The 24,075-nt window shown below is 63.9% G+C and carries 28 protein-coding genes; 11 read left to right on the forward strand and 17 right to left on the reverse strand.

Translation table 11 applies throughout. The features are described from left to right. Positions 1-132 precede the first annotated feature (132 nt). The gene (locus tag ABZO33_RS19575) at positions 133-735 is read left to right on the forward strand and encodes a peroxiredoxin (RefSeq protein WP_003254945.1); all 603 of its coding nucleotides are present in this window, start codon (positions 133-135) and stop codon (positions 733-735) included. A gap of 61 nt (positions 736-796) precedes the next feature. Here the strand turns inward: ABZO33_RS19575 and rnt are convergent, their stop codons facing one another. Both rnt and pyrC read right to left on the reverse strand, forming a co-directional pair. Further along, positions 797-1,471: a ribonuclease T gene (rnt, locus tag ABZO33_RS19580; RefSeq protein ID WP_028690079.1), complete on the reverse strand. Its 675-nt coding sequence runs from the start codon at positions 1,469-1,471 to the stop codon at positions 797-799. After that, complete coding sequence (gene pyrC / locus ABZO33_RS19585) at positions 1,468-2,514, reverse strand: dihydroorotase (RefSeq protein ID WP_414537335.1); 1,047 nt, start codon at positions 2,512-2,514, stop codon at positions 1,468-1,470. The genes rnt and pyrC overlap by 4 nt, the downstream gene beginning before the upstream one ends. A gap of 130 nt (positions 2,515-2,644) precedes the next feature. Here pyrC and ABZO33_RS19590 point away from each other — a divergent pair, with 130 nt between their 5' ends. Next, the gene (locus ABZO33_RS19590; protein ID WP_414537336.1) at positions 2,645-3,625 is read left to right on the forward strand and encodes a flagellar protein MotY; all 981 of its coding nucleotides are present in this window, start codon (positions 2,645-2,647) and stop codon (positions 3,623-3,625) included. 128 nt (positions 3,626-3,753) lie between these two features. Next, positions 3,754-4,971: an argininosuccinate synthase gene (locus ABZO33_RS19595; RefSeq protein ID WP_110738802.1), complete on the forward strand. Its 1,218-nt coding sequence runs from the start codon at positions 3,754-3,756 to the stop codon at positions 4,969-4,971. Positions 4,972-5,015: 44 nt separating this feature from the next. Here the strand turns inward: ABZO33_RS19595 and ABZO33_RS19600 are convergent, their stop codons facing one another. Beyond that, complete coding sequence (locus tag ABZO33_RS19600) at positions 5,016-5,477, reverse strand: hypothetical protein (RefSeq protein WP_414537337.1); 462 nt, start codon at positions 5,475-5,477, stop codon at positions 5,016-5,018. 372 nt (positions 5,478-5,849) lie between these two features. On the opposite strand from ABZO33_RS19600, the gene ABZO33_RS19605 reads away from it, so the two are divergent. Next, the gene (locus tag ABZO33_RS19605; RefSeq protein ID WP_046854458.1) at positions 5,850-6,476 is read left to right on the forward strand and encodes a response regulator transcription factor; all 627 of its coding nucleotides are present in this window, start codon (positions 5,850-5,852) and stop codon (positions 6,474-6,476) included. A 45-nt stretch (positions 6,477-6,521) separates the two neighbouring features. Here the strand turns inward: ABZO33_RS19605 and ABZO33_RS19610 are convergent, their stop codons facing one another. The 7 genes from ABZO33_RS19610 to metG form a co-directional block, all read right to left on the reverse strand. Next, positions 6,522-6,698: a PA3496 family putative envelope integrity protein gene (locus ABZO33_RS19610; RefSeq protein WP_414537338.1), complete on the reverse strand. Its 177-nt coding sequence runs from the start codon at positions 6,696-6,698 to the stop codon at positions 6,522-6,524. A gap of 104 nt (positions 6,699-6,802) precedes the next feature. Beyond that, positions 6,803-7,441: an endonuclease III gene (gene nth, locus ABZO33_RS19615; RefSeq protein ID WP_414537339.1), complete on the reverse strand. Its 639-nt coding sequence runs from the start codon at positions 7,439-7,441 to the stop codon at positions 6,803-6,805. A gap of 4 nt (positions 7,442-7,445) precedes the next feature. Next, complete coding sequence (locus tag ABZO33_RS19620) at positions 7,446-7,970, reverse strand: Rnf-Nqr domain containing protein (protein WP_414537340.1); 525 nt, start codon at positions 7,968-7,970, stop codon at positions 7,446-7,448. Next, positions 7,967-8,578: an RnfABCDGE type electron transport complex subunit G gene (locus ABZO33_RS19625; protein WP_414537341.1), complete on the reverse strand. Its 612-nt coding sequence runs from the start codon at positions 8,576-8,578 to the stop codon at positions 7,967-7,969. Before ABZO33_RS19625 ends, ABZO33_RS19620 begins: the two co-directional genes overlap by 4 nt. Continuing rightward, positions 8,575-9,546 carry an RnfABCDGE type electron transport complex subunit D gene (locus ABZO33_RS19630; RefSeq protein WP_414537342.1) on the reverse strand — a complete coding sequence of 324 codons (972 nt, stop codon included), beginning with the start codon at positions 9,544-9,546 and terminating at the stop codon, positions 8,575-8,577. The genes ABZO33_RS19625 and ABZO33_RS19630 overlap by 4 nt, the downstream gene beginning before the upstream one ends. Before the next feature lie 78 nt (positions 9,547-9,624). Beyond that, the gene (locus tag ABZO33_RS19635) at positions 9,625-10,173 is read right to left on the reverse strand and encodes an Rnf-Nqr domain containing protein (protein ID WP_414537343.1); all 549 of its coding nucleotides are present in this window, start codon (positions 10,171-10,173) and stop codon (positions 9,625-9,627) included. 101 nt (positions 10,174-10,274) lie between these two features. Then, positions 10,275-12,317 (reverse strand): methionine--tRNA ligase, encoded by a 2,043-nt coding sequence (metG, locus tag ABZO33_RS19640; RefSeq protein ID WP_414537344.1) that lies wholly within the window; start codon positions 12,315-12,317, stop codon positions 10,275-10,277. A gap of 158 nt (positions 12,318-12,475) precedes the next feature. On the opposite strand from metG, the gene apbC reads away from it, so the two are divergent. Next, on the forward strand, positions 12,476-13,570 hold the full coding sequence (gene apbC / locus ABZO33_RS19645) for an iron-sulfur cluster carrier protein ApbC (protein ID WP_414537345.1): 1,095 nt from the start codon (positions 12,476-12,478) through the stop codon (positions 13,568-13,570). 193 nt (positions 13,571-13,763) lie between these two features. Here the strand turns inward: apbC and ABZO33_RS19650 are convergent, their stop codons facing one another. After that, the gene (locus ABZO33_RS19650) at positions 13,764-13,973 is read right to left on the reverse strand and encodes a cold-shock protein (RefSeq protein WP_012273869.1); all 210 of its coding nucleotides are present in this window, start codon (positions 13,971-13,973) and stop codon (positions 13,764-13,766) included. Between the two features lie 327 nt (positions 13,974-14,300). Between ABZO33_RS19650 and dcd the strand changes: the two genes are divergently transcribed. Then, positions 14,301-14,867 carry a dCTP deaminase gene (gene dcd, locus ABZO33_RS19655; RefSeq protein ID WP_023630764.1) on the forward strand — a complete coding sequence of 189 codons (567 nt, stop codon included), beginning with the start codon at positions 14,301-14,303 and terminating at the stop codon, positions 14,865-14,867. Between the two features lie 97 nt (positions 14,868-14,964). Next, positions 14,965-15,207: a hypothetical protein gene (locus ABZO33_RS19660; RefSeq protein WP_046854466.1), complete on the forward strand. Its 243-nt coding sequence runs from the start codon at positions 14,965-14,967 to the stop codon at positions 15,205-15,207. 6 nt (positions 15,208-15,213) lie between these two features. On the opposite strand, the gene ABZO33_RS19665 is transcribed toward ABZO33_RS19660, so the two are convergent. The 6 genes from ABZO33_RS19665 to ABZO33_RS19690 form a co-directional block, all read right to left on the reverse strand. Next, complete coding sequence (locus ABZO33_RS19665; RefSeq protein ID WP_414537346.1) at positions 15,214-16,329, reverse strand: succinylglutamate desuccinylase/aspartoacylase family protein; 1,116 nt, start codon at positions 16,327-16,329, stop codon at positions 15,214-15,216. Between the two features lie 342 nt (positions 16,330-16,671). Next, positions 16,672-19,107 (reverse strand): penicillin acylase family protein, encoded by a 2,436-nt coding sequence (locus tag ABZO33_RS19670; protein WP_414537347.1) that lies wholly within the window; start codon positions 19,105-19,107, stop codon positions 16,672-16,674. A 192-nt stretch (positions 19,108-19,299) separates the two neighbouring features. Next, positions 19,300-19,503, reverse strand: coding sequence for an SEC-C metal-binding domain-containing protein (locus ABZO33_RS19675; RefSeq protein WP_023632501.1), 204 nt, complete (start codon positions 19,501-19,503; stop codon positions 19,300-19,302). A gap of 7 nt (positions 19,504-19,510) precedes the next feature. Beyond that, positions 19,511-19,987 carry an LEA type 2 family protein gene (locus ABZO33_RS19680; protein WP_414537348.1) on the reverse strand — a complete coding sequence of 159 codons (477 nt, stop codon included), beginning with the start codon at positions 19,985-19,987 and terminating at the stop codon, positions 19,511-19,513. A gap of 2 nt (positions 19,988-19,989) precedes the next feature. Further along, positions 19,990-20,466 (reverse strand): YchJ family protein, encoded by a 477-nt coding sequence (locus tag ABZO33_RS19685; RefSeq protein ID WP_414537349.1) that lies wholly within the window; start codon positions 20,464-20,466, stop codon positions 19,990-19,992. A 4-nt stretch (positions 20,467-20,470) separates the two neighbouring features. After that, on the reverse strand, positions 20,471-20,965 hold the full coding sequence (locus ABZO33_RS19690) for a DUF6231 family protein (protein WP_414537350.1): 495 nt from the start codon (positions 20,963-20,965) through the stop codon (positions 20,471-20,473). Positions 20,966-21,125: 160 nt separating this feature from the next. Here ABZO33_RS19690 and ABZO33_RS19695 point away from each other — a divergent pair, with 160 nt between their 5' ends. The 4 genes from ABZO33_RS19695 to ABZO33_RS19710 all read left to right on the forward strand — a co-directional run bounded on the left by ABZO33_RS19695 (position 21,126) and on the right by ABZO33_RS19710 (position 23,751). Then, positions 21,126-21,818, forward strand: a complete 693-nt coding sequence (locus ABZO33_RS19695; protein ID WP_414537351.1) for an OmpA family protein — start codon at positions 21,126-21,128, stop codon at positions 21,816-21,818. An 89-nt stretch (positions 21,819-21,907) separates the two neighbouring features. Then, positions 21,908-22,627 (forward strand): OmpA family protein, encoded by a 720-nt coding sequence (locus ABZO33_RS19700; RefSeq protein WP_414537352.1) that lies wholly within the window; start codon positions 21,908-21,910, stop codon positions 22,625-22,627. A gap of 97 nt (positions 22,628-22,724) precedes the next feature. Beyond that, entirely contained in the window at positions 22,725-23,000 is a 276-nt protein-coding gene (locus ABZO33_RS19705) for a DUF1145 domain-containing protein (RefSeq protein WP_414537353.1), read from the forward strand. Then, a complete protein-coding gene (locus tag ABZO33_RS19710) occupies positions 22,993-23,751 on the forward strand; it encodes a collagen-like protein (protein WP_414537354.1) in 759 nt (252 codons plus the stop codon). Before ABZO33_RS19705 ends, ABZO33_RS19710 begins: the two co-directional genes overlap by 8 nt. Positions 23,752-24,075: the final 324 nt, after the last annotated feature.

Here is a 24,075-nt window from a genome sequence, read left to right on the forward strand (position 1 = left end):
TGCGTTGCAGAGCGACCGGCGGTTGAGATTCGGCCTGTCACGCAAAGCTGTGTATGATGGTCGGCCTTTGCTGGATCCGGGGGACGCGTTCCGCCCGGGCAAGGTTTTTCACCCCTCATCAGGAGAGATCGAATGAGCGTACTCGTTGGCAAAAAAGCCCCGGACTTCACCGTTCCAGCCGTGCTGGGCAACGGCGAGATCGTTGACAGCTTCAACCTGGCCTCGGCCATCAAGGGCAAGTACGGCCTGGTGTTCTTCTACCCGCTGGACTTCACCTTCGTCTGCCCGTCCGAGCTGATCGCCCTGGACAACCGCATCCCTGACTTCCAGGCGCGCAACGTTGAAGTGATCGGCGTGTCGATCGACTCGCACTTCACCCACAACGCCTGGCGCAACACCCCGGTCAACAATGGCGGCATCGGTCAGGTCAAGTACACCCTGGCAGCCGACATGACCCACGAAATCTGCAAGGCCTACGACGTCGAGTCCGAAGGCGGCGTGGCCTTCCGTGGCGCCTTCCTGATCGACACCAACGGTGTTGTCCGCTCGCAGATCGTCAACGACCTGCCACTGGGCCGCAACATGGACGAGCTGCTGCGCCTGGTTGACGCCCTGCAATTCCACGAAGAGCACGGCGAAGTCTGCCCGGCCAACTGGAAGAAAGGCGACAAGGGCATGAACGCTTCGCCGGAAGGTGTCGCGGCTTACCTGAGCGAAAACGCTGGCAAGCTGTAATTTGCCAAGCGCATGAAAAACCGGCCCTGGTGGCCGGTTTTTTTATGCTTCAAGCATGCGATCAGTCGTTGAAATCGCGCCAGCCGCCCATCTCTTTCCAGCGATTGACGATGCCGCAGAACAGCTCGGCAGTCTTCTCGGTGTCGTAACGCGCCGAATGCGCTTCACGGCCGTCGAAGTCGATGTCCGCGCTCTGGCAGGCTCGGGCCAGCACGGTCTGGCCGTAGGCGAGGCCGGCGAGGGTGGCGGTGTCGAAGCTGGAGAACGGGTGGAACGGGTTGCGCTTGATATCGTTGCGCGCCACTGCCGCATTGAGGAAGCCCAGGTCGAAGCTGCTGTTGTGCCCGACCAGGATCGCCCGCTTGCAGCCATTGGCCTTCAGCGCCTTGCGCACGCCGCGGAAGATATCGGTCAGCGCGCTTTCCTCGCTCACTGCCATGCGCAGCGGGTGGTCCAGCTTGATGCCGGTGAACTCCAGCGCGGCGGCCTCGATATTGGCCCCTTCGAACGGTTCGACCCGATGGAAGTAGGTGTGCTCGGGGAACAGGAAGCCCTTTTCATCCATGCCGATGGTGACGGCGGCAATCTCCAGCAGCGCGTCGGTGGCACTGTTGAAACCACCGGTCTCGACATCCACCACCACCGGCAGGTAGCCGCGGAAACGCTCGGCCATCGGGTGGCGCGAGCCGCTGCTGACCTGGCTGTCCTGGTCGTCTTCGTAGAGGTCTTCGCTCATGCGTTGTCCTCCAGCAGGCGCCAGCGCAGCTTCTCGCCGGCGCGCAGGGGGATCACGGTGTTGTCGCCGAACGGCAGGCTGTCCGGCGCGGTCCATTCCTCACGCACCAGGGTGATGGTATCGGTGTTGCGCGCCAGGCCGTAGAAGTCCGGGCCGTGCTTGCTGGCGAAGCCTTCGAGCTTGTCCAGCGCGTTGCGCTGTTCGAACGCCTCGGCGTAGAGCTCGATGGCGGCGTAGGCGGTGTAGCAGCCGGCGCAGCCGCAGGCTGCTTCCTTGGCATGCTTGGCGTGCGGCGCCGAGTCGGTACCGAGGAAGAACTTCGGGTTGCCGCTGGTGGCGGCATCCAGCAGCGCCACCTGGTGGGTGTTGCGCTTGAGGATCGGCAGGCAATAGAAGTGCGGGCGGATACCGCCGACCAGCATGTGGTTGCGGTTGTACAGCAGGTGCTGGGCGGTGATGGTGGCACCGACATTGGCCGGCGCCTCGGTGACGAACTGCGCGGCGTCGCTGGTGGTGATGTGCTCGAACACCACTTTCAGGGTCGGGAAGCGCTCGACGAGGCGGCGCATGTGCTCGTCGATGAAGCGTTTTTCGCGGTCGAACACGTCGATTTCACTGCGCGTGACCTCACCGTGCACCAGCAGGGGCATGCCGGTTTCGGCCAGGGCCTCGATGGCCGGGAAGATGTTGTCGATGCTGGTCACGCCCGAATCGGAGTTGGTGGTGGCGCCGGCCGGGTACAGCTTGGCGGCGTACACGATCCCACTGGCCTTGGCGGCGCGGATGTCTTCCGGGCTGGTGCGGTCGGTAAGATACAGCACCATCAGTGGCTCGAAACGGCTGCCGGCGGGGCGTGCGGCAAGGATGCGGGCGCGGTAGGCATCGGCCTCGACGGCGTTGCGCACCGGCGGAACCAGGTTGGGCATGATGATGGCGCGGGCGAAGGTGCGCGCCACGTCACCGACAGTGTGGGGCAGGACGGCACCATCGCGCAGATGGATGTGCCAGTCATCGGGGCGCAGGAGGGTCAGGCGATCGGACATTGGAGATTCCAGGCGGGTCGAACTCAGAAGCCAATGCTACCGGAAAACCCCTGTTCGAGCACGGCTATCAAGTTTTCCGACAGGCGTCCGATAGCATTCAGGTAAGCCGTCAGAATCAGTGGAGCCTCCCGTGCGCCAGCGTTACCTAGCCCTGTTCACCCTTGTCGCCAGCCTGCCGGCCGGGGCCATGACCTTCCAGACTCGCGTGGAGAACGTCGCCTGGAAAGTCGAGGGTGATCAGTTCGAATGTCGCCTGATCCAGCCGATCGACGGTTTCGGCAGCGGCGAGTTCGTGCGCCGTGCCGGCGAACAACCGACGTTCCAGCTGCGCTCGGACAGCAACGTCCTCGGCGCAGGGTCAGCCACCTTGCTGGCCGCTGCAGCCCCCTGGCAGCCCGGGCGCGGCGACATCAACCTCGGCGCGGTGCACATGGCCCGTAACGGCGTGCTGTTCACCTCCAGCCAGGGCCAGGCCAGCCGCCTGATCAATGGCCTGCTCGATGGTCGTAGCACCGTGGTGCGCAACTACCGGGGCGAAGGTGGCCGACCGATGGAAGTGCATGTGATGCCGGTCAGTTTTGCCAAGGCCTACAGTGACTACCAGCTGTGCGCCGCCAAGCTGCTGCCGATGAACTATGACCAGATCCGCCAGACCCAGGTCGGTTTCCCGGGTGGCGGGATCGAACTTGACAGCTCGGCGCGTGCTCGCCTGGATGTGCTGCTGGACTATTTGAAGGCCGATCCGACGGTCAATCACATCGAGCTCAACGGTCACTCCGACAACAGCGGCAATCGCCTGACCAACCGCGACACCTCGCGCCGACGGGCGCTGGCGGTTGCCGATTACCTCAAGGCCCATGGTGTGCCGGAAGAGCAGATCACCGTGCGCTTCCACGGCGAGCGCTATCCGCTGGCCAAGAACAACTCTGCCGCCAACCGGGCGCGCAACCGCCGGGTGAACATCCAGCTCGAGCGCGTGACGCCGGTCGAGAAGCCGCTGGAGAAACCGGCGCCACCGGTTGCGCCGGCGGCCCCGGCACCCGCGGCCACCACACCTGCGCCTGCGACGCCAGCGGCCGCTGTCGCTCAGCCCGCCCCAGCGAAATCCTGAGTGCGACAGCGGGTCGCGCTCTCGACAATTCCTGTCGCTTTGTCGTCACAAGCTGTCGCCCCATTGTAAATTTTTCGGCAAGGCCGGTAGAATCATCGGCTTTCCGTACAACCCCGTGGAGTGATGGCATGGCGGACGTAAAAAAGGTCGTATTGGCGTATTCCGGCGGCCTTGATACTTCGGTGATTCTCAAGTGGCTGCAGGACACCTACAACTGTGAAGTGGTGACCTTCACCGCTGACCTCGGCCAGGGCGAGGAGGTCGAGCCGGCCCGCGCCAAGGCCCAGGCGATGGGCGTGAAAGAAATCTACATCGACGACCTGCGCGAAGAGTTCGTGCGTGATTTCGTCTTCCCGATGTTCCGCGCCAACACCGTCTACGAAGGCGAGTACCTGCTGGGTACTTCCATCGCCCGCCCGCTGATCGCCAAGCGCCTGATCGAGATCGCCAACGAAACCGGCGCCGACGCCATTTCCCACGGTGCCACCGGCAAGGGCAACGACCAGGTGCGTTTCGAGCTGGGTGCCTACGCGCTCAAGCCTGGCGTCAAGGTCATCGCGCCATGGCGTGAGTGGGACCTGCTGTCCCGCGAGAAGCTGATGGACTACGCCGAGAAGCACGGTATCCCGATCGAGCGCCACGGCAAGAAGAAGTCGCCGTACTCGATGGACGCCAACCTGCTGCACATCTCCTACGAAGGTGGTGTCCTGGAAGATACCTGGACCGAGCACGAGGAAGACATGTGGAAATGGAGCGTCTCCCCGGAGAACGCACCGGACCAGGCCACCTATCTCGAGCTGACCTACCGCAACGGTGACATCGTCGCCATCGACGGCGTCGAGAAGACCCCGGCCACCGTGCTGGCCGACCTCAACCGCATTGGCGGCGCCAACGGCATCGGTCGCCTGGACATCGTCGAGAACCGCTATGTCGGCATGAAGTCGCGTGGCTGCTACGAGACCCCGGGCGGCACCATCATGCTCAAGGCTCACCGCGCCATCGAGTCGATCACCCTGGACCGCGAAGTCGCTCACCTGAAGGATGAGCTGATGCCCAAGTATGCCAGCCTGATCTACACCGGCTACTGGTGGAGCCCGGAGCGTCTGATGCTGCAGCAGATGATCGACGCCTCCCAGGTCAACGTGAATGGTGTTGTCCGCCTGAAGCTGTACAAGGGCAACGTCACTGTCGTGGGCCGCAAGTCGGACGATTCGCTGTTCGATGCCAATATCGCGACCTTCGAGGAAGACGGCGGGGCTTACAACCAGGCCGATGCCGCAGGCTTCATCAAGCTCAATGCGTTGCGTATGCGTATCGCGGCCAACAAAGGCCGTTCGCTGCTGTAAGCTTTCTTGAGCGTAAGAAGAAACCCGGCCTAGGCCGGGTTTTTTCATGCCTGGGATTCTGCCTGGGTGGTGGGCGGGCTCTCGTCATCCTGCATGGGCGCGGCTGAGAGATGGATGCAGGTGCGCGTATCCAGGTTGTACAGCACCCAGCGTCGCTGTCGACCGTGGGGTCGGTCGAGCATTCGCAGGACATGATTTTCGATGATCTTCTGACTGTCGGCTCCGGAAATGGCGATGATCATCGCGCCTTTGCTCCCTGAGACAGATGTGTGTACAGGCTTGCGGGCGCAGCTGGGATCCCTGTCCGGTGCAAACAGCGAGCGAGTGTTGAAGTTGAGGGTGAGAAAGAACAGCACGGTAAGGAAGAACGGGAAGCCCACCAGGAACCAGGTGTACAGGGTCTGGCTGTCTTCGCTGAGGAACGGGAGTGATGCCAGGGCAGACGCTTCGATTACGCCGGCAAAGACAGCGATAAGGGTCAATGGACTGATGGGGTCGCGGTTCATGATGAGGGCCTGGTGATGCTTTGCCCATCTGTAGCGTGGTTTACCCAGCGTATTAAGCGTGCCTTGTTTCCCTCCCTGGGCAAGTCGCAGTGCTCGATGCCTACCTTTATCCAGTGTGTACAGTCGAATTTTCCCGCATGAAGTGTGACTCAATGACACTTGGATCCAATTCTGTCGGCTGTTACTTTCTGAATCGTTGCGACGAACCTATATCTATTACATTTTGTGAAAGTGGCAGTGTGTAGGAAGAATCTCCATTAATTGTAGGCCGCTTCTTTCGGTGAATTTACCAGGGAAACCGCTGCATAAATAATCGTTATGCTCGGGTGTGGTGGTCTATCGAACTAAAAATAACGTATCAATGGGAATCGCATGAATAAAGTGCTGATCGTGGATGATCACCCGGTCATTCGCCTGGCCGTACGCATGCTGATGGAACGGCATGGCTACGAAGTGGTGGCGGAGAGTGACAATGGTGTGGATGCCCTGCAACTGACGCGGGAGTATCTGCCGGATATTGTCATTCTGGATATCGGGATCCCCAAACTGGATGGGCTTGAAGTAATCGCGCGGATGACGTTGGTGAGCCCGGCGAGCAAGGTGCTGGTACTGACTTCACAGGCCCCGGGGCACTTCTCGATGCGCTGCATGCAAGCGGGGGCGGCAGGTTATGTCTGCAAGCAACAGGAGTTGACCGAGCTGCTCAGTGCCATCAAGGCCGTGCTGTCCGGCTACAGCTATTTCCCTAATCAGGCTTTGCACAAGGGGCGCTCGGGCACGGGAGGCGCCACGGAAATGGAGATGGTCGAGCGGCTTTCCGGCCGAGAGATGATGGTGCTGCAGCAACTGGCACGGGGCAAGAGCAACAAGGAGATCGCCGACAGCATGTTCCTCAGCAACAAGACGGTCAGTACCTACAAGACTCGCTTGCTCCTCAAATTGAATGCCCGCTCGTTGGTGGACCTGATCGAACTTGCCCAGCGCCATGGGCTGGCCTGAGCCCTATTGAAAAGCCTCCGTTCAGGAGGCTTTCGCATGTCTGCGCTACAGATCGTAGTCGAAGTCGGCCAATTGTTTTTTCAGGCGTCGCTCCTCGAGCATGTTGTCGATGGTGCGGCGCTTGCTCAGGTTGGTCTTGGCCGGTTCGGCCTGCGGCTCCACGTCGTCGTCCGTACTTTGGAAGTCGTCGTCGTTCGCCAGGTCTTCTTTATCGGTGCTCATGCGTCACTCCAAGCCAAAGGGCCATTGGCCGTCCTTATAACGGGAATCGCAGAGCGGGTAAAAAAGATTTTTTCAATCGCCTTGTGCTGTTGTCAGCTATTGCTTCAATCGTCCGAGGTCTTGAGCTTGTATTCGCACAGGTCCTCGATTCGGCAGCTGCCACAGCGGGGTTTTCGGGCTTGGCAAACGTAGCGGCCATGCAGGATCAGCCAGTGGTGGGCATCGAGCAGATAGTCCTTTGGCACGAACTTGAGCAATTTCTTTTCGACTTCCAGAACGGTCTTGCCCGGCGCGATACCCGTGCGGTTGCTGACCCGGAAGATATGCGTGTCGACGGCCATGGCCAGTTGGCGAAAGGCGGTGTTGAGCACCACGTTGGCGGTCTTGCGGCCGACGCCGGGCAGGGCTTCCAGTGCTTCGCGGCTCTGCGGGACTTCACCACCGTGCAATTCGACCAGCAGGCGGCAGGTCTCGATGACATTCTTGGCCTTGCTGTTGTACAGCCCGATGGTCTTGATGTATTCGCTCAGGCCTTCGACACCCAGGGCGTGGATGGCCTGCGGCGTGTTGGCGACCGGGAACAGGCGCGCGGTAGCCTTGTTGACGCCGATGTCGGTCGCCTGGGCCGAGAGGATCACCGCGATCAACAGTTCGAAGGAAGTGGAGTAGGCCAGTTCGGTCTTGGGTTCGGGGTTGTCTTCATGCAGCCTGCGAAAGATCTCCAGGCGTTTGGCGGCATTCATGGGGTCAACGGGTTCCTTGACGGCGTGAGGCGGTATTCGATGGACGCAGGTGATTGTACAGACCCAGCAGCAGGCCGAGCAGTACCAGTGCGCCAGGGGCCAGCGCGGCAAGGTGCAGACCGAGGCCATCGACCAGCAGTTGGCGGCAGCTGCCCAAGGCCAGGGCGGCAGCCAGGAAACCGAGCAAGCCAAGCCCCAAGTGACGATTTCGGCCAGGCTGTGCTGGCAGTGTCTCGCTGCCCAAACAGGGCAGGGCCAGCAGCAGTGGATAGAGGGCAAGCTGATGGGCCAGGGGCATTGCCCAGGCTTGCAGGCCGAGGTGCAGGCAAGTCGCCAGGGCTGCGGCAAACAAAGTGCTCGCCCACAGGCGTGGGCCTTGTTCCAGGTGACGGCGCAGAGGGGTCATCAAGGCCTGGTGCAGGCCTATCAGCAGCGCTGTGCAAAGGCTGATCGCGAGTGCCTGGACGAGGGTGCCGGTCGCGCCGAGCAATGGCACCAGGCTGATGGGCAGGAGCCAGGAACGGTTCATGGGGGCGTTTCCCCAAGCAGTGAGGGGCGATGCTGGTCGAAATAGCGCAGCGCATCCTGGATCGCCTCGATGACTGCCCGCGAGGTTACTGTCGCCCCGGCCAGTTGGTCGAACGCACCCTGGTCACGTTTGATCGCCCAGGCCTGCTCCGGCGTATCGCGGAGTGTCCTGCCGATGAACTGGTCCAGCCAATGGCGCGCCGGGTCGACCAGTTGATCGCCCAGGCCGGGGCTTTCCTGCTGTTCGAGCACGCGTACGCCCACCAGTCGACCCTGGGGGGCGATGGCGATCAGCAGTTCGATGGCTCCGCCGTAGCCTTGGACGCGGCTGTGCAGCAGCACAGCGCTGGTGGCGCCCGCCAGCTTGGCGCGGTAGGCGGCCAGCAGGTGGCTATGGCTCAGCTTGGCATCCTTCAGGGCCACAGGGGATTGCAGTGGCCGGTTGTCGTAGCTGCCCGGTGGCAGCACCTTGAGCCATTGCTGCTCCTGCCACTGGCGCGAGGCCTCGGCAATCGGCCCGGCGGTGAAGCGATGCCAGACCAGCGTCGCGGCAATCGCCAGGCCTGCCACCAGTAGCAGCGTTGTGGCACTGCGCCAGCGGGCAGTCATGGGCAGGCCTGTTGGCGGCGGTCCGCCCAGCGATCGAGGGTGGGGGCGGCGAGGTTCATCAGCAGGACGGCGAACGCCGTGCCGTCGGCGAAGCTGCCCCAGGTGCGGATCAGGTAGATCAGCAGGCCGGTGCCGATACCAAACAGCAGGCGGGCCAGCGGTTGCTTGCAACCGGACACCGGTTCGGTGGCGATGAAGAAGGCGGCCAGCATGGTCGAGCCGGACAGCAGGTGCAGCAGTGGCGAGCCATTGGAGTCGGAGCCGGAGCCATTCCAGCCCAGCAGGCTGGACAGGAACAAGGCGCCGAGCAGACCGACGGGGACCTGCCAGCCGAAGACCTTGCGCTGCAGCAGGAGCACCCCGCCGAGCAGGAAGGCGAGGTTGACCCACTCGGTGCCACGCCCACCCAGATGGCCGAACGCCGGGTGGCTGGCGAACAGTTCGTCGATGGTCAGGCTGCGGTTGTGACGCAGGACATCGAGCACCGTAGGGCTGGCCCAGGCGTCGATCCGCTCGCTGGCGCCGAAGCTCAGGCTCAGACTTTCCACGAGCCCGGGTGCCTGGCCGGGCCAGTGGTTCATCTGTAAAGGGAAGCTCAGCAGGACGAACACATAACCGACCATGGCGGGGTTGAACAGGTTGCGCCCGACCCCGCCGAAGGCCTGTTTGCCAAGGCCGATGGCGACGCAGGCCGCCATCACGGGCAGCCACCAGGGCGCCTGACTGGGCAGGGCCGCGGCCAGCAGCACGGCGGTGACCAGCGCACTGCCGTCGCCAAGGGCGCAGGCGACCGGCATTCTCCGCCAGCGCAGCAGCGCTGCCTCAGTGGCCAGTGCTGCGCAACTGCTCAACAGCAGGTTGATCAGCACCCCCCAGCCATGTAGCCACAACAGCACCAGCAGGCCAGGAGTGCAGGCCAACAGCACCAGTTGCATGGTGCTGCGCAGGCGTGGATCAGTGGTCGGCATGGGCTTGCAGGTCCTCGAGGTGCTGCACGGCAATGGCTTGCGCTGACCGGGGCAGGACGTCCATGGGTAGAGTCAGGTTCATTGGGTGAAGAGTCCGTTGAATCCCGAAAACGCCATGGCCATCACCCCGGCGCCGATCAACTGGACAGGCAGGCCGCGCAGGGCTGCGGGTATCTCGGCATGGCGGCAGCGGGCGTCAAGGTCGGCATACAGCACCAGGGCCAGCCAGAACCCCAACCCGGCAACGATGGCCCACGCCAGCATTGCCCAACCGTCCACACCGTCGTTGGCAAGCTGTAACAGCAAGCCTAGCACCACGGCGTTTGCGCTCAGCAGAGGTGGCAGTTCGTGCACGGGCCAGTCTGGCCGAAAGCGTCGGAGCAGGTTTGGCAGTGTCCAGGCCAATGCCGCCAGCAAGGGCAGGAAAATGAACAGTTGCAGGTCCTGCAACCCCAGGGGGAGTAGCAGGTGTTGTCGCAGCCCGATACCGATAGGCAATGCCACAAGGATCAACAGCGCGCAGCACAGGCCCAATGCATGCAGGCGCGCGCGCTCGACCGGCTCGGCCTGCAAGGCCAGGTGATTGACCAGCGCGGCGCAGACCAGGATCAGGACGTAGTCACTCATGGCAATGTCGAAAGCGGGAGGATGCCCTCATTATCGGGCAGCGGGCGGCAGATGCAAATGCCCCGGCCAATGGGCCGGGGCATGGTAGTTACTTGAGGCGGTTACTTGATGCGCTGGCCTGGCTTGGCACCGCTGTCAGGGCTGAGCAGGTAGATCTCTTCACCGCCAGGGCCGGCGGCCATGACCATGCCCTCGGAAACGCCGAAGCGCATCTTCCGTGGCTTGAGGTTGGCCACCATCATGGTCAGGCGGCCTTCCAGCTGGGCCGGATCCGGGTAGGCCGACTTGATGCCCGAGAACACATTGCGACGCTCGTCACCGATGTCCAGGGTCAATTGCAGCAGCTTGTCGGCACCCGGCACGGCTTCGGCCTTGACGATCAGCGCCACGCGCAGGTCGACTGCGGCGAAGGTGTCGAACTCGATCTCGGCCGACAGCGGGTCCTTGGCCAGCTCGCCATTGCCCGCCGGGGCGGTCTTGGCCTCGGCGGCCAGCAGGTCTTCCTTGCTGGCGGCGATCATGGCTTCGACCTTGGCCGGTTCGATGCGGCTCATCAACGCCTTGAACGGGTTGAGCGGGTGGTTTTCCAGGCGCGACTGGTGGTCGTTCCAGGTCAGCGGCGCGATATTGAGGAAGGCCTCGGCGTCTGCTGCCAGCAGCGGCAGTACCGGCTTGAGGAAGATCACCAACTGGCGGAACAGGTTGACGCCCTGGGCGCAGATGGCCTGCACCTCGTCCTGCTTGCCTTCCTGCTTGGCCAGCGACCACGGGGCCTTGTCGGCGATCCAGGCGTTGGCGCGATCCGCCAGGGCCATGATCTCGCGCATGGCGCGCCCGAAGTCACGGGCTTCATAGGCCTCGGCAATCGACGGGGCGGCCGCGAGGAAGGCTTCGGTCAGCTCTGGCGCGGCATCACCGGCGACCATCACGCCGTCATTGCCCTTGTGGATGAAGCCGGCGCAGCGGCTGGCGATGTTGACCACCTTGCCGACCAGGTCGGAGTTGACCTTCTGCACGAAGTCCTCGAGGTTCAGGTCGAGGTCGTCGACGCCGCGGCCCAGTTTGGCTGCGTAGTAGTAGCGCAGGTACTCCGGCTGCAGATGGTCGAGATAGGTGCGCGCCTTGATGAAGGTGCCGCGCGACTTGGACATCTTCGCGCCGTTGACGGTCAGGTAGCCGTGCACGTTGACCGCGGTCGGTTTGCGCAGGCCCGCGCCTTCGAGCATGGCCGGCCAGAACAGGGCGTGGAAGTTGACGATGTCCTTGCCGATGAAGTGGTACAGCTCGGCCGTGGAGTCTTCTTTCCAGAACGCGTCGAAGTCCAGTTCCGGCCGGCGCGCGCAGAGGTTCTTGAAGCTGGCCATGTAACCGATCGGCGCGTCCAGCCAGACGTAGAAGTACTTGCCAGGCTCGCCCGGGATCTCGAAACCGAAGTACGGGGCGTCGCGGGAGATGTCCCACTCCTGCAGGCCGGAGTCCAGCCACTCGGCGAGCTTGTTGGCCACGGCGTCCTGCAGGGTGCCGCTGCGGGTCCACTGTTGCAGCATCGCCTGGAAGTCGGGCAGCTTGAAGAAGAAGTGCTGCGAGTCACGCAGCACCGGGGTGGCGCCGGAGATTGCCGACTTGGGGTTCTTCAGCTCGGTCGGGGCGTAGGTGGCGCCGCATTTTTCGCAGTTGTCGCCGTACTGGTCCTCGGCCGCGCACTTGGGGCAGGTGCCCTTGATGAAGCGGTCGGCGAGGAACATGCCCTTTTCAGGGTCGAAATACTGGGTGACCGAACGGGTGGCGATATGCCCGGCATCGCGCAGGCGCGTGTAGATCAGGCTCGACAGCTCGCGGTTCTCCTCGCTGTGCGTGGAGTGGTAGTTGTCGAAGTCGACCAGGAAGTCGGCGAAGTCGGCGCTGTGCTCGGCCTGGACGTTGGCGATCAGTTGCTCGGGCGTGATGCCTTCCTTCTCGGCGCGCAGCATGATGGCCGAGCCGTGGGCGTCGTCGGCGCAGACATAGATGCACTGGTTGCCGCGCAGCTTCTGGAAGCGCACCCACATGTCCGTCTGGATGTACTCCAGCATATGGCCAAGGTGGATCGATCCATTGGCATAGGGCAGGGCGCTGGTGACGAGAATCTGACGTGGCTCGGACATGGTGGCTCGGCTACTTATCTGGCTACGGGGTAAAAATGAGGGTGATCGGCCACTATAAAGGGCTGGCGAATATATTTCACCCCAACAACGCATCCGCTGACGATTGACGGGTTAGCATAGGCGCCTGTTTCGTATTCAGTTTGCCAATGGGAGCCTCCATGAGTGCCGTTACCCGTGCCGCCGTCGAAGGCGTGCTTCGCCAGTACACCGACCCCTACCTGAACCAGGACCCGGTCAGCGCCGGTTGCGTGCGCGCCATCGAAATCCACGGCGGGCAAGTCAATGTGCAGTTGCAATTGGGCTATGCCGCCGGGTTGTTCAAGGGCGGCTGGGCGCAGGTACTGCAGACCGCCATCGAGAACCTCGATGGCGTGACCTCGGCCTCGGTCGGCATCGATTGTGTGATCGCCACCCACAAGGCCCAGGCTCAGGTGCCGGCCATGGCCAACGTCAAGAACATCGTCGCCGTGGCTTCGGGCAAGGGCGGGGTAGGCAAGTCGACCACCGCTGCCAACCTGGCCCTGGCCCTGGCCCGCGAGGGAGCCCGGGTGGGGATACTCGACGCCGACATCTATGGCCCCAGCCAGGGTGTGATGTTCGGCATCCCCGAGGGCACCCGCCCACAGGTGCGCGAGCAGAAGTGGTTCGTGCCGATCAAGGCCCATGGCGTCGAGGTCATGTCCATGGCCTTCCTTACCGACGACAACACGCCCATGGTCTGGCGCGGCCCGATGGTCTCGGGGGCGTTGCTGCAGTTGGTGACCCAGACCGCCTGGGACGATCTCGACTACCTGGTGATCGACATGCCACCTGGCACCGGCGATATCCAGCTGACCCTGGCGCAGAAGGTGCCGGTGGCGGGCTCCGTCATCGTCACCACCCCGCAGGATCTGGCGCTGCTGGATGCCAGGAAGGGTGTGGAAATGTTCCGCAAGGTCAACATTCCGGTGCTGGGTGTGGTGGAAAACATGGCGGTGCACATCTGTTCCAACTGCGGCCATGCCGAGCACCTGTTCGGCGAAGGCGGTGGCGAGAAGCTGGCGGCCCAGTACGGTGTCGAACTGCTGGCATCGTTGCCGTTGTCGATGCTCATCCGCGAGCAGGCCGACAGTGGCAAGCCGACCGCGATTGCCGAGCCGGAAAGCCAGATCGCCATGGTCTACCAGGAGCTGGCGCGACAGGTGGGGGCGCGGATCGTGCTGCAGGAAGCGGCGGCGCCGGCGATGCCGAGCATCACCATCAGCGAGGATTGAGCCAAGTTGGCTAGCAGCAGTACCTGAAGGACGTGGGAGCGGGCTTGCCCCGCGATGGTGGTTGCCTGGGCTGGCGCTATCGCGGGGCAAGCCCGCTCCCACAAATGGATTCGCTCACGAAGCCATCAATTTGCAGGCACAAAAAAACCCGCCAATGGCGGGTTTTTTTTGAAAGCGAGGAAGCGAGATCGACTTAGGCGATCTGAACTTCTTCAGCCTGCATGCCTTTCTGGCCGCGGGTAGCGACGAAAGTAACAGCCTGGCCTTCTTTCAGGGTTTTGAAGCCGTCAGCTTGGATGGCTTTGAAGTGCACGAACAGGTCGTCACCCGACTGAGGGGTGATGAAGCCGTAGCCTTTCTCATCGTTGAACCACTTAACGGTACCGTTTTGACGGTTGGACATGTTTCTGTCTCCTTGGACAAAGTTGATTACGGTCAGGAAGTACCCTGGCCGGGACTGAGTGCAAAGAGAGCAGAAAATTCAGCGATGGGCCGATGATAATCGTGCATCAAACTAGAGATTCTCGGTGTCACGTGCAGCACAGTGGCGCCACCTTAACCCACTTTCCACAACCTGCCAATGGTCAAGGAGCGCTTTGATGAATTTCGGATCGGCGGCCGGTGCAGGCCCCGTCTGGCGCGGGATGGGCAAGGAAACTTTAACCCGCGCGCCGGGACCGGTAAGATGCGCATCTCGTTTTTCACCTTGCACTCTTCAGGACACCCCGCCATGAGCATCAAATCGGACAAGTGGATTCGCCGCATGGCGCAGGAACACGGCATGATCGAACCGTTCGTCGAGCGCCAGGTGCGCGGCGAGCACGACAGCCGGGTCATCTCCTTCGGCGTCTCCAGCTACGGCTACGACGTGCGTTGCGCCGACGAATTCAAGGTATTCACCAACATCAATTCGGCCACCGTCGACCCGAAGAACTTCGATGCCGGCAGCTTCGTCGACATCAAGAGCGACGTGTGCATCATCCCGCCGAACTCCTTTGCCCTGGCCCGCACCGTCGAGTACTTCCGCATCCCGCGTGACGTGCTGACCATCTGCCTGGGCAAGAGCACCTACGCCCGTTGCGGCATCATCGTCAACGTCACCCCGCTCGAGCCCGAGTGGGAAGGTCATGTGACGCTGGAGTTCTCCAACACCACCACGTTGCCGGCGAAGATCTACGCCAACGAAGGCGTGGCGCAGATGCTGTTCCTGCAGTCCGACGAGGAGTGCGAAGTGTCGTACAAGGACCGTGGCGGCAAGTATCAGGGCCAGCGCGGCGTCACCTTGCCGCGCACCTGAGCCGACAAAGCGCGGGAATTGTTTCCGCGCCCGGCACTCCAACGAGTGAACAGTTCCGGCGCGCATGACGTGCGCCGGCTCTCGTCAGGAGCCTCCCATGAAAATTGACCCCGCAATCAGTGCCAAGCTGGCCGTCCTGCAGCCGAACCAGATCGGATTGCTGGCCTGGTCGCTGCTGGCCCATCCGCCGATACACACGCCACTGCCCATGCGCGCTGGCGGCGTGCCTCACCAGCCTGATCCCGACACCCCCCAGCCGCCGCAGCCTGGCGAGCAGCCACCGATGGAGCCGGGCGAACCGACCTTGCCCGATGAGCCGCCTCCCGCTCCCGTGGCCTGATGCTGCTCAGTTGCCCAGCAGGTAACCGCTGCGACAGACCTGCTCGCCGGCCACATGGGCGACCACCATGCCGGCGGTGGCCATGCGCCTGATGCTGCGCGCATAGAGCAACCCCGCCTGGCTATTGCGCAAGGGGGTGACCCGGTCGTTGAGCGGGTCGATGACCTCGGCGATCAGTGCCCCGGCTTGCAGGTACTGCCCGGGGCTGGCATGGAACACCAGCAACCCGCCAAGCGGTGCCATGACCGGTTCCACCGCTGCCAGCGGCGTGGCCGGATGGCGCAGCGCCGGCAAAGGAGCCGGCTGCCCTTCGATGGCGCCGGCGTGGGTCAGGAAGTCGAGGATCGCCTGGCAGTCCTGGGTGGCCAGGGCGTGGCTGACATCGGCCTGGCCGCGCAACTCGATGGTCACCGAAAAACTGCCCTGGGGGATCGGGAAGCGTTTGCCGAAGCGCTGCTGCAACTGCCACCACACCAGGCTGAAACACTCATCGAACGATTGCCCGCCCGAGTCGGTGGCCAGCAGGCTGGCCTGCACGCCCAGGTAGCGTGCCAGCGGTTCGACCTCGGGCCAGGCCTCGGGCGTGGTGTACAGGTGCTCGACGGCTTCGAAGTCGCAATGCAGGTCGAGCACCATGTCGGCGTCGCAGGCCAGGCGTTGCAGGGTCAGGCGCTGGGACTGCAGCGGCGTGTGCGCGGGGTGGGCATCCAGGCCCCGGCGCAGGTATTCACGGATCAACGCCAGGTTGTGCGCCGGATCCAGGGAGAGATGGCCTTCGATCTGGTCGCCGATGCTGTCCGACAGGTCGACGAACCTGCGGTTGAAGTTCTCTCCGCTTTGCAGCTCGAAGCGGCCCAGGGGCGCGTCCAGCAACACCTGCTCGAGGCCGACCGGGTTGGCCACCGGCACCAGGATCACCTCTTTGCGCAACCGCCCCTGCTGCTCCATGTCCGCAAGCCGCTGCTTGAGGTGCCAGGCCACCAGCATGCCCGGCAGCTCGTCGGCGTGCAGCGAAGCCTGGATGTACACCTTGCCGGTGCCACGCGGGCCGAAATGGAAGCTGTGCAACTGGCGGGCGATACCCGGGACAGGGGAGAGCAGGTCGTGGGTCGAGTGGTGCATGGTGGTCCTGATGTCAGCGTTGTAGGGCGAAGGCTGGGATCAAGGATAGAAGCATAACTTCGGGGGCGGCGCACTATTCAGATCGTGGGGCCGAGGAGCCTGGTACAGATACGGACTACCTGAAATGGCCCGACGGCTTGGCGTGAACCGGCCTCAGGTGGATCGCCTGGTCGATCTGCTGCATGGTTCCAAGATCGAACAGGTCGAGCATGCCTTGCATGTGTTGGGGTAACGCATCGAACTCGCCGTGGTGGCAGCCTGAAGGCCGCTCCGGGAGATTGCCTCCCGGCGAGGTTGTCGTGCGGCCCGTTCAGGTTTCACTCCCGGCGGACCGCATAGGACTTATTTGCCAGGCACCAAAGTCAACCGCTGGCTGCCATAGGCTCGGGCAAAATTCTGCGGTTGCAGCGGCAGGCTGGTGAAGCGGCCCTTGAACCAGGCATCGAGCCCATTGCTGTAATGGCGGCTGGCCGGATTGCCGGACTGGCCGTTGCTGGTCAGCACTTGCAGCGGTTCGGTCTGCCCGAAATCAACGATCATCCGCGCCGAGGCCGGCAGTTGGGTGTCGAAGCTGCTCCCCCAGGCATAAGTCGTCAGGGCCAGGGTGCTGAAGTCGCCACCCGCCGCCAGGGGCGCGCGCTCGAGCTTGTCGCCCAGGCCGTGGTAGGCCGGTGCCGGCCAGCGGTACTGATGCAGCTTGCCCCATTGCCAGGCACGGCGGTCGGCGCCTAGTTGGGCGGTGCCGGTATCCACCGCCGCGGCCAGGCTGCGGGCGAGGATGGTGGGCTTGTCTTCTTTTTGCGGCGTGCCGCGATCGTCCCAGAAGGGGCTGTCCTCGCGTCCCAGCAGGTGGTCGGCCTGGGCGGAGTAGGAGAGCTTGGCGTTGCCGACGAACGCTTGCCATGCCGGGCTGGATTCCGGGCCCAGTTCATCGAGGAAGGTTTGTCGGGTGACCGCCTGGAGGAACAGTTCGTACAGCGCGGCATCGGCCGACACCGGGCTTAGCCGGCCATCGAAGGCCTTGAGTCGCGCCAGGGCATCGCGTGCCTTGTCGCGCTGGGCGCCAGGCAGGGCGTCGATGGCCTGCTTGAGTGGCACGGCCATGCCGGGGGCGTCGAACATCTGCTTGAGCTTGTCGGCCAGCAGTGTCACCTGATCGTTCTGCAGAGCCATCAGGCTGCGGCTGTCGTGACGACCGTTGCCGGCCAGCTGGGCCAAGCGTTCGGCACGCTCGGGGTAGTACCAACTGCTCGACAGCTGCATGCCGTAGCCTTTGGGCAGGCTGCGCTGGTTGGCGTGGCCGATGAAGCCGGCGGGCGGGTCCTGATCGTAGGGGTGCAGCATCGCATCGGCGTAGCCATCCCAGTCATAGCGCCCGTCCCAGCCCGGCGAAGGCAGCAGGCCCTGGCCTTCGCGACGGTTGGGATAGCGGCCGCTGACCTGCCAGCCGATATGCTGGGGCTCGGCGAACACGAAGTTCAGCGCTGCCGCGCCGACCTCGCGGGTGCTGTCGAAGGCACGTTCGATGTTCTGCGCGCGGGTCAGGTCGAACAACGCATCGAGGCTGCGATCGTCCTTGAGCTGCGGTAGATGCAGGGCCAGGGCCAGGCTGCCATGCCCCGGCAACAGGGTGCCGTGGCGGGTGTCGTACATCACCTCGCGCTGGGGGCGCTGGCCGCGGACGAAGAACGTCTCGTTGCGGGCACGCGCCGGTTGCCACTTGCCGTCGGCGAGGTAGGTCAGCTGGGAGCCCTGGCGACGCACCTGCTCGAGGAACAGGTCCTGGTTGTCGGCCATCACCGCGCTGCTGCTCCAGGCCAGCTTGCCGTTATAGCCGGCCAGCACGATCGGCAGCCCCGGCAGGGACAGGCCGGCGACCTGATACTTGCCGGTGTGGATCTGCACCGGGCTCAGTGCCCAGGCAGCGCGGCTGTCACTGGCCAGCAAACTCTTGCCGGCACGGCTGCGCTGGGGCGACAGGGCCAGGTTGCTCGAGCCGGGGGCGCCCAGCAGGCCGAGGTCAGCCAATTGCTGGCCAGTGGCGGTGAGCGCGCCCAGGCCCGGCAGCTGGCTGGCCAGGTTCAGACCCTTGAGTTTGTCGACTTCGCTTTCGGCCAGAGGCTCGTCCGGAGCGCCGGGCAGCAGCCAGGCCAGCTTGTCGGCACCGACCTTCTGCGCCAGGGTCAATGCCGACAGTTCCTCCTGCAGGTTCACCGACTGGCTGAAGGCGTAGAGGCTGAAGATCAGCGCCGAATCCTCGGGTTTCCAGTATTCCGGGCGATAACCGCTGCGAGCGAGTTCGCCCGGCAGCTTGTCGCGGTAGCGGAACAGGTAGGCGTTGATCCCACGGGCGTACACCTCGAAGAAGCGCTTCAGGCGCGGCGAGGCATCGGCATACAGCTGGCCGGCACCCTGCTTGAGGTTGGCCGCGCGCATCAGCCGGTCGATCTCCAGAGCGTCGGCCCCCGCGAGCTCGGCCAGGCGCCCCTGGGCCAGCAGGCGCATGGCGACCATCTGCTCGATGCGATCCCCGGCATGCAGGTAGCCCAGGCTGAACAGCGCATCATGGAAGTTGCTGCTTTCGATCAGCGGCGCGCCCATCGCGTTGCGCCGAACCGAGACGTTCTGCGCCAGGCCCTTGAGCGGCTGCACACCGGTTGTCGGCAGCACACTGTCCTGGTGACCACCCATCTGGCAGCCGCCGAGCGCGAGCAGGCCAAGCAATGCGGTAGCACTGCCGAGGCGGAGAGGGAAGGGCGGAAGGACGGGGGCGGCCATGACTAGGCTCCTGCAGGGCGTGGCGGGGTTCTGAAAGGCGCTAAGGTAGTGAGCGCGCAGTCGCCGTGCAAGGTGCCGGGGAGCTTTATTTACCAGTGGTCATCCTGGAGCGGGTTGATCATGGGCCAAGCCCGTTCCCACGACGATTTGCCTGGGAGTGGGCTTGGCCCTGATCACGTGCGCTGACGTTGATCAGGCGCCGTGGCACTTCTTGAATTTCTTCTCGCTGCCGCATGGGCAAGGGTCGTTGCGGCCGACGTCCTTCAGGGCGTTGCGCACCGGCTCCTGGTGGCCGTGGTTGCAGTGCGGGCCGTGCACATGGCCGTGGTCGTGGTGATGGTCGTGACCGTGATCGTGATCGCAGTCGGGGCCATGGACATGGGGTTGTTGGGTCATTGCAGCGTTACTCCGGTTTAAGATCGCCGGGGATTATCTCACCCCTTTGCCTCAAGTGCAGGTCCCGATGCACGATCAGCCCGGTGGCCAGCTCGCCGCGCAGTTGATACTGCACGGGTTGCCCGCTCTTGAGCAGCTTTGCCAGAGGCTTGAGGTGCTGCCAAAGATTGGTCCGCACGGTGACCTTGAAGGTGCGCCGGGCATGGCTGCCCACGCTGCGCCAGAGGCTGGCCTCGTCCTCGGCCAGGAGCAGGTCGCCGAGGCGAATCGAGTAGGCCAGGTGGCGGATGAACAGGCGGCTGTTGTTGGGGTTGTCGACCCGCAGGTGCAGGACGAACTCCTGCTGGTGCAGGCGCACCTTCACCGGCTCCACTTCGAGCAGGTGCAGCTGTGGTTCGCGCCAGGTATCGCCGCCCCAGCTGGCGCAGCCCGCCAACCAGCTCAGCAGCAGGCTGAGCGAGAGCAGGCGAGCCAAAGGGCGCATGTTCAACTACCGAGGTAACTGGCGCAGCATTTCTTGAACTTCTGTCCGCTGGCGCAGGGGCAGGGGTCGTTGCGTCCGGCCTTGAGGGGCGCGGTCGGGTCGATGAAATACCAGCGCCCGGCATGCTGGACGAACGCCGAGCGCTCGCGGTGCTGGTGATCACCCTCGAGGTCGTGCCAGCGTGCGGTGAACGTGACGAAGGCATGCTCGGGTTGCCCGCCCAGTACTTCGGCGCTTTCCACCTCCAGCCCCAGCCAGGTGCTCTGCGCGCTCCAGGCCGCCATGGCGGCGCGATCCAGGTCGGCCTGCTGGGCGCGCAGGGTGGTGTCCACCAGATAGTCCACCAGGCCCAGCACGTAGGCGCTGTAGCGCGAACGCATCAGGGTCTGGGCGTCCGGCGCCGGGGTGCCGCTGTGATAATGCCCGCAGCAGGCATCGAGCAGGTTGCCGCTGCCACAGGGGCAGATCGAGACACTCATCCAGTCACCACCAGTACTTGCCAAAGTTTTCGGGGTTGGCCCAGAACTTCGCGTTGAGCCAGTCCGGGACCTGCTTGTAGTCATGCAGATCATAGGTGAACAGGCTCAGCACCTGTTCGTCGCGCTGAAATTTCTCGCTGGCCGAGAGTGCCAGCGAATAGAAGTCGGTGTCCTGCCAGCCACAGGCGTTCAGGTCCGCCAGCACCGCGACGCGGCTGGCGTTGAGATTGCGGATACCGCCCAGCAGCTCCAGGCCGGTGCGCTTGGGCAGGTGCTCCAGGCAGTCGACCAGCACCGCCAGGTCGAAGCGCCGGGCTGCCTGTTCGGCGGGTAGCGGACCGGGCTCGGCGACCTCGATCCGGGTCTCGGGGTGGGCGGCGGCGAAGGCGTCCAGCGCCGGGAAGCGGCTGCCCACCAGCAGCAGTTGGCGCGGGGTGAAGCGATCAAGCAGGGCTGCGAGGGCCTGCTGGGGCGTGCGTTGTGAGAAAACCTCGGTCATTGCCATTCCTCGTTCAGGTCGCTCAAGACTAGCGGTCCCGGGCGCTCGGGCAAAGAGGCGCGACGCCACGTCGTGGCTTATTGCTGGCAGAGCGGTAATCGCCGGTCTTTACTCCCAGAGCATCGGTAATGCACCGATTCCCCCTAGGAGAAGCAACAAGATGAGCATAGTACGCACAGCGATACCCCTGGTTCTGCTCACCAGTGTGTTGACTGGTTGTGCAGGTTTGCAGAAAACCGACTGGCCGAAGTGTGCTGCCGTCGGGGGCGTGGGCGGCGCGGCCCTGGGCGCGATCGAAAGCTCCAGTTGGGCCGGCTGGGGCGCATTGCTCGGTGGCGGCCTGGCGGCCGGCTATTGCTGGGCCCACGGCGATGGCGACGAGGACGGCGATGGCGTGCCGGACAGCCGCGACAAGTGCCCCGGTACCCCGCGTGGCGTGCAGGTCGATGCCAATGGTTGCCCGCCTGAACCGGCACCGGTGGTCGAGGAAGTGGTGGTGCAGAAGGAAGAGGTCATCGTCATCCGTGATGTGCGTTTCGAGTTCGACTCGGCGCGCCTGACCGGCACTGACAAGGAGCGCCTGAACACCATCGCGACGCGCCTCAAGCAGGAAGCCCCGGGCGCCCGCCTGAGCGTTTCCGGCCACACCGACAGCGTCGGCTCCGACAGCTACAACCAGAAGCTGTCCGAGCGTCGTGCCCAGTCGGTGACCAACTACCTGGTCGAGAGTGGCGTACCGCGTGCCAGCTTCGTTTCGGTGGTGGGTGCCGGCGAGACTCAGCCGGTGGCCGACAACGCCACTGCCGACGGCCGGGCCATGAACCGTCGCACCGAGATCAAGATCCAGCGTTGACCGCCGTGCGCCCGCGCCTTGAGAAGTGGCGCGGGCGCGTCTTTACTCCTGTGTGACCGGTAGCGGCCGGTGACACAGGAGCAATCACCATGCGTGTTTTGTCGAAAGCGGCACTGCCGTTGGTGGTGGCGACGAGCCTGATTACAGGCTGCGCCACCCACAGCGATGGCAGCGCGCCCCTCAATCAAAGGACCTGGCCCATCTGCAGCCTGCTTGGCGGACTGGTCGGCGGCGGCCTGGGCGCCATCGAAAGTTCCACCTGGGCGGCTGGTGCCGGTGTTGCCGGTGCGATTGCCGGTGGCCTGATCTGCTATGCCCAGGATGGCGACGAGGATGGCGATGGCGTATTCGACCGCCGCGACCGTTGCCCGGATACCCCGGCCGGTACCCAGGTCAACCATATGGGCTGCCCGTTACCGCAGTATCCCGCCTCGGCACCGCAGCCAGAGCCTGCGGCGACCCCGGAAGTGATCACGCTCGATGACCAGGGCCAGGTGCTGTTCGCCTTCGATTCCGCCGAGCTCACCCAGGGTGCCCAGCAGCGCCTGCAGGGCTTGCTGCCCAAACTCAACGACCCCAGTGTGGCCAGTGTCAAGGTCATTGGTTTCACCGACAGCGTGGGTTCCGACAGCTACAACCAGCGCTTGTCCGAGCGCCGTGCCAGCGGTGTTGCCGAGTACCTGATCAGCCAGGGCCTGGCACCGAACAAGGTGACCAGCCAGGGTCGTGGCGAGAGTGAACCGGTTGCCGACAACGACACCGACGAAGGTCGCTCGCGCAACCGACGGGTGGAACTGCACCTGAACTGACCCCTCTGGCGCATGCCCCGCCAGTAGGGTTACTGTTGCCGGCGCGGTCCGCTCGAACGGGTCGCGCCGGCACAACAATAAATCATGGGGGCGGGGTATGAAGTTCATCCTGGGCCTGGGCAAGGCTCTGACGGTGGCGTTCTGGGGCGTGGTGCTGTTCAACCTGTTCATGCCGCAGCCATTGCCGCTCAATCTGCTGATCAATGCCGCGGGTATCGTCCTGCTGTCGCTGCATGTGCTCGAGGTACTGTTCTTCAACGCCAGCCTGCGCGGGCGCAGCCACCGCTGGTTCGACCGTCTGCAGATTCTGTTGACCGGCATCTTCCATGTCATGTCCATCCCCCGGTCGCAGGAGGCGCCGAGCCATGCGTAAACTGATTTTGCTGGCCGTAATGGCTACACCCTTGGCCCAGGCCGAAAGCCTGGAGGTCGCTGCCCATTCGATGTTGCGCCTGCCGAACAAGGCGTCCAGCGTGCACCTGGAGCACCTGCGGGTGGCCGACTCGGCCACGCTGTTGCTGCCGGCCTCGCTTACCGAACTGAAGATCGACCGGCTCGAACTGGGGCGTGAGGCGCGCATCGCCATTGCGCCGGCCGAGCGCGATCTGAGCATTGAGGTGATGAGTGCGAGTCTGGGCGAGGGCAGTGAGTTCAGTGCGCCCGGTGCACCTGGCAGCTATGAGCGTGCTGCGCGCCCGGGGCGTAACCTGGAGCTGCGGCTGCAGACGCTGGAGGCGGACCGGCTGGCGATCGATGCACGCGGTGGGGCGGGGGCGCCGGGGTATGTCGGGCTCGATGGCGCCAATGGCAAGCCGGGGGGCTGCACCTGGGGGCAGGCCAGCCGTGGGGCCAACGGCGATGATGGTGGCAATGGGCATGATGGGGCTGCCGGGGGGCGGGTTCGCTTGGCGGTGCCTGAAGGGTTTGCCCAGGAGCGGATTGTGGTGAGGCTTGATGGTGGTGCGCCGGGCAAGGCGGGGGCTGCCGGGAAGGCTGGGGCGGGTGGGGCCAGCAAGGGGTGTCTGGTTTATCGGACCGATGCGGGGGGGAATGGGCGGCCTGGGCAGGCCGGGCAGCCTGGGTTGGCTGGGGCCTCTGGGGAGTTGATTCTTCAGCGGCTTTGAGTTTTTTTGGGTAGCGTTGTTTGGTTGTTTGGTTGTTTGGTTGTTTGGTTGTTTGGTTGTTTGGTTGTTTGGTTAGTTGGTTAGTTGGTGTTGAAAGTTGTATGCGCATTCATTTGCGATGTCGACGCTTATTCACCTTTCCGCCCTTACGGCGGGTCACTTTTTGTCAAACGCGACAAAAAGTAACCAAAAAACGCTGCGCTCCATTCATCCGGCCCTCCGCTTCGCTCCGGGTTCCCTCACTCCGGCCTTGCTCCCGGGAGGACCGCGCTGAACGCCCCATCCTGGGGCGCAGCGCTTGACGGGCATCCATGCCCGTCACCT

Origin of the sequence: Pseudomonas sp. CAM1A (assembly GCF_047501685.1) — a bacterium.
In the GTDB taxonomy this organism is placed as follows: Bacteria; Pseudomonadota; Gammaproteobacteria; order Pseudomonadales; family Pseudomonadaceae; genus Aquipseudomonas.

What these genes read in the sequence shown, in the direction of transcription:
- ABZO33_RS19710 (WP_414537354.1), top strand. Translation starts at nt 22,993, where the DNA reads ATGCGTAAACTGATTTTGCTGGCCGTAATGGCTACACCCTTGGCCCAG.
- apbC (WP_414537345.1), top strand. Translation starts at nt 12,476, where the DNA reads ATGAGTGCCGTTACCCGTGCCGCCGTCGAAGGCGTGCTTCGCCAGTAC.
- rnt (WP_028690079.1), bottom strand. Translation starts at nt 1,471, where the DNA reads ATGAGCGAAGACCTCTACGAAGACGACCAGGACAGCCAGGTCAGCAGC.
- ABZO33_RS19620 (WP_414537340.1), bottom strand. Translation starts at nt 7,970, where the DNA reads ATGAACCGTTCCTGGCTCCTGCCCATCAGCCTGGTGCCATTGCTCGGC.
- ABZO33_RS19610 (WP_414537338.1), bottom strand. Translation starts at nt 6,698, where the DNA reads ATGAGCACCGATAAAGAAGACCTGGCGAACGACGACGACTTCCAAAGT.
- ABZO33_RS19685 (WP_414537349.1), bottom strand. Translation starts at nt 20,466, where the DNA reads ATGAGTGTCTCGATCTGCCCCTGTGGCAGCGGCAACCTGCTCGATGCC.
- ABZO33_RS19665 (WP_414537346.1), bottom strand. Translation starts at nt 16,329, where the DNA reads ATGCACCACTCGACCCACGACCTGCTCTCCCCTGTCCCGGGTATCGCC.
- pyrC (WP_414537335.1), bottom strand. Translation starts at nt 2,514, where the DNA reads ATGTCCGATCGCCTGACCCTCCTGCGCCCCGATGACTGGCACATCCAT.
- dcd (WP_023630764.1), top strand. Translation starts at nt 14,301, where the DNA reads ATGAGCATCAAATCGGACAAGTGGATTCGCCGCATGGCGCAGGAACAC.
- ABZO33_RS19625 (WP_414537341.1), bottom strand. Translation starts at nt 8,578, where the DNA reads ATGACTGCCCGCTGGCGCAGTGCCACAACGCTGCTACTGGTGGCAGGC.
- ABZO33_RS19635 (WP_414537343.1), bottom strand. Translation starts at nt 10,173, where the DNA reads ATGAGTGACTACGTCCTGATCCTGGTCTGCGCCGCGCTGGTCAATCAC.
- ABZO33_RS19630 (WP_414537342.1), bottom strand. Translation starts at nt 9,546, where the DNA reads ATGCCGACCACTGATCCACGCCTGCGCAGCACCATGCAACTGGTGCTG.
- ABZO33_RS19690 (WP_414537350.1), bottom strand. Translation starts at nt 20,965, where the DNA reads ATGACCGAGGTTTTCTCACAACGCACGCCCCAGCAGGCCCTCGCAGCC.
- nth (WP_414537339.1), bottom strand. Translation starts at nt 7,441, where the DNA reads ATGAATGCCGCCAAACGCCTGGAGATCTTTCGCAGGCTGCATGAAGAC.
- ABZO33_RS19600 (WP_414537337.1), bottom strand. Translation starts at nt 5,477, where the DNA reads ATGAACCGCGACCCCATCAGTCCATTGACCCTTATCGCTGTCTTTGCC.
- ABZO33_RS19650 (WP_012273869.1), bottom strand. Translation starts at nt 13,973, where the DNA reads ATGTCCAACCGTCAAAACGGTACCGTTAAGTGGTTCAACGATGAGAAA.
- ABZO33_RS19680 (WP_414537348.1), bottom strand. Translation starts at nt 19,987, where the DNA reads ATGCGCCCTTTGGCTCGCCTGCTCTCGCTCAGCCTGCTGCTGAGCTGG.
- ABZO33_RS19660 (WP_046854466.1), top strand. Translation starts at nt 14,965, where the DNA reads ATGAAAATTGACCCCGCAATCAGTGCCAAGCTGGCCGTCCTGCAGCCG.
- ABZO33_RS19675 (WP_023632501.1), bottom strand. Translation starts at nt 19,503, where the DNA reads ATGACCCAACAACCCCATGTCCATGGCCCCGACTGCGATCACGATCAC.
- metG (WP_414537344.1), bottom strand. Translation starts at nt 12,317, where the DNA reads ATGTCCGAGCCACGTCAGATTCTCGTCACCAGCGCCCTGCCCTATGCC.
- ABZO33_RS19670 (WP_414537347.1), bottom strand. Translation starts at nt 19,107, where the DNA reads ATGGCCGCCCCCGTCCTTCCGCCCTTCCCTCTCCGCCTCGGCAGTGCT.
- ABZO33_RS19605 (WP_046854458.1), top strand. Translation starts at nt 5,850, where the DNA reads ATGAATAAAGTGCTGATCGTGGATGATCACCCGGTCATTCGCCTGGCC.
- ABZO33_RS19575 (WP_003254945.1), top strand. Translation starts at nt 133, where the DNA reads ATGAGCGTACTCGTTGGCAAAAAAGCCCCGGACTTCACCGTTCCAGCC.
- ABZO33_RS19705 (WP_414537353.1), top strand. Translation starts at nt 22,725, where the DNA reads ATGAAGTTCATCCTGGGCCTGGGCAAGGCTCTGACGGTGGCGTTCTGG.
- ABZO33_RS19700 (WP_414537352.1), top strand. Translation starts at nt 21,908, where the DNA reads ATGCGTGTTTTGTCGAAAGCGGCACTGCCGTTGGTGGTGGCGACGAGC.
- ABZO33_RS19595 (WP_110738802.1), top strand. Translation starts at nt 3,754, where the DNA reads ATGGCGGACGTAAAAAAGGTCGTATTGGCGTATTCCGGCGGCCTTGAT.
- ABZO33_RS19695 (WP_414537351.1), top strand. Translation starts at nt 21,126, where the DNA reads ATGAGCATAGTACGCACAGCGATACCCCTGGTTCTGCTCACCAGTGTG.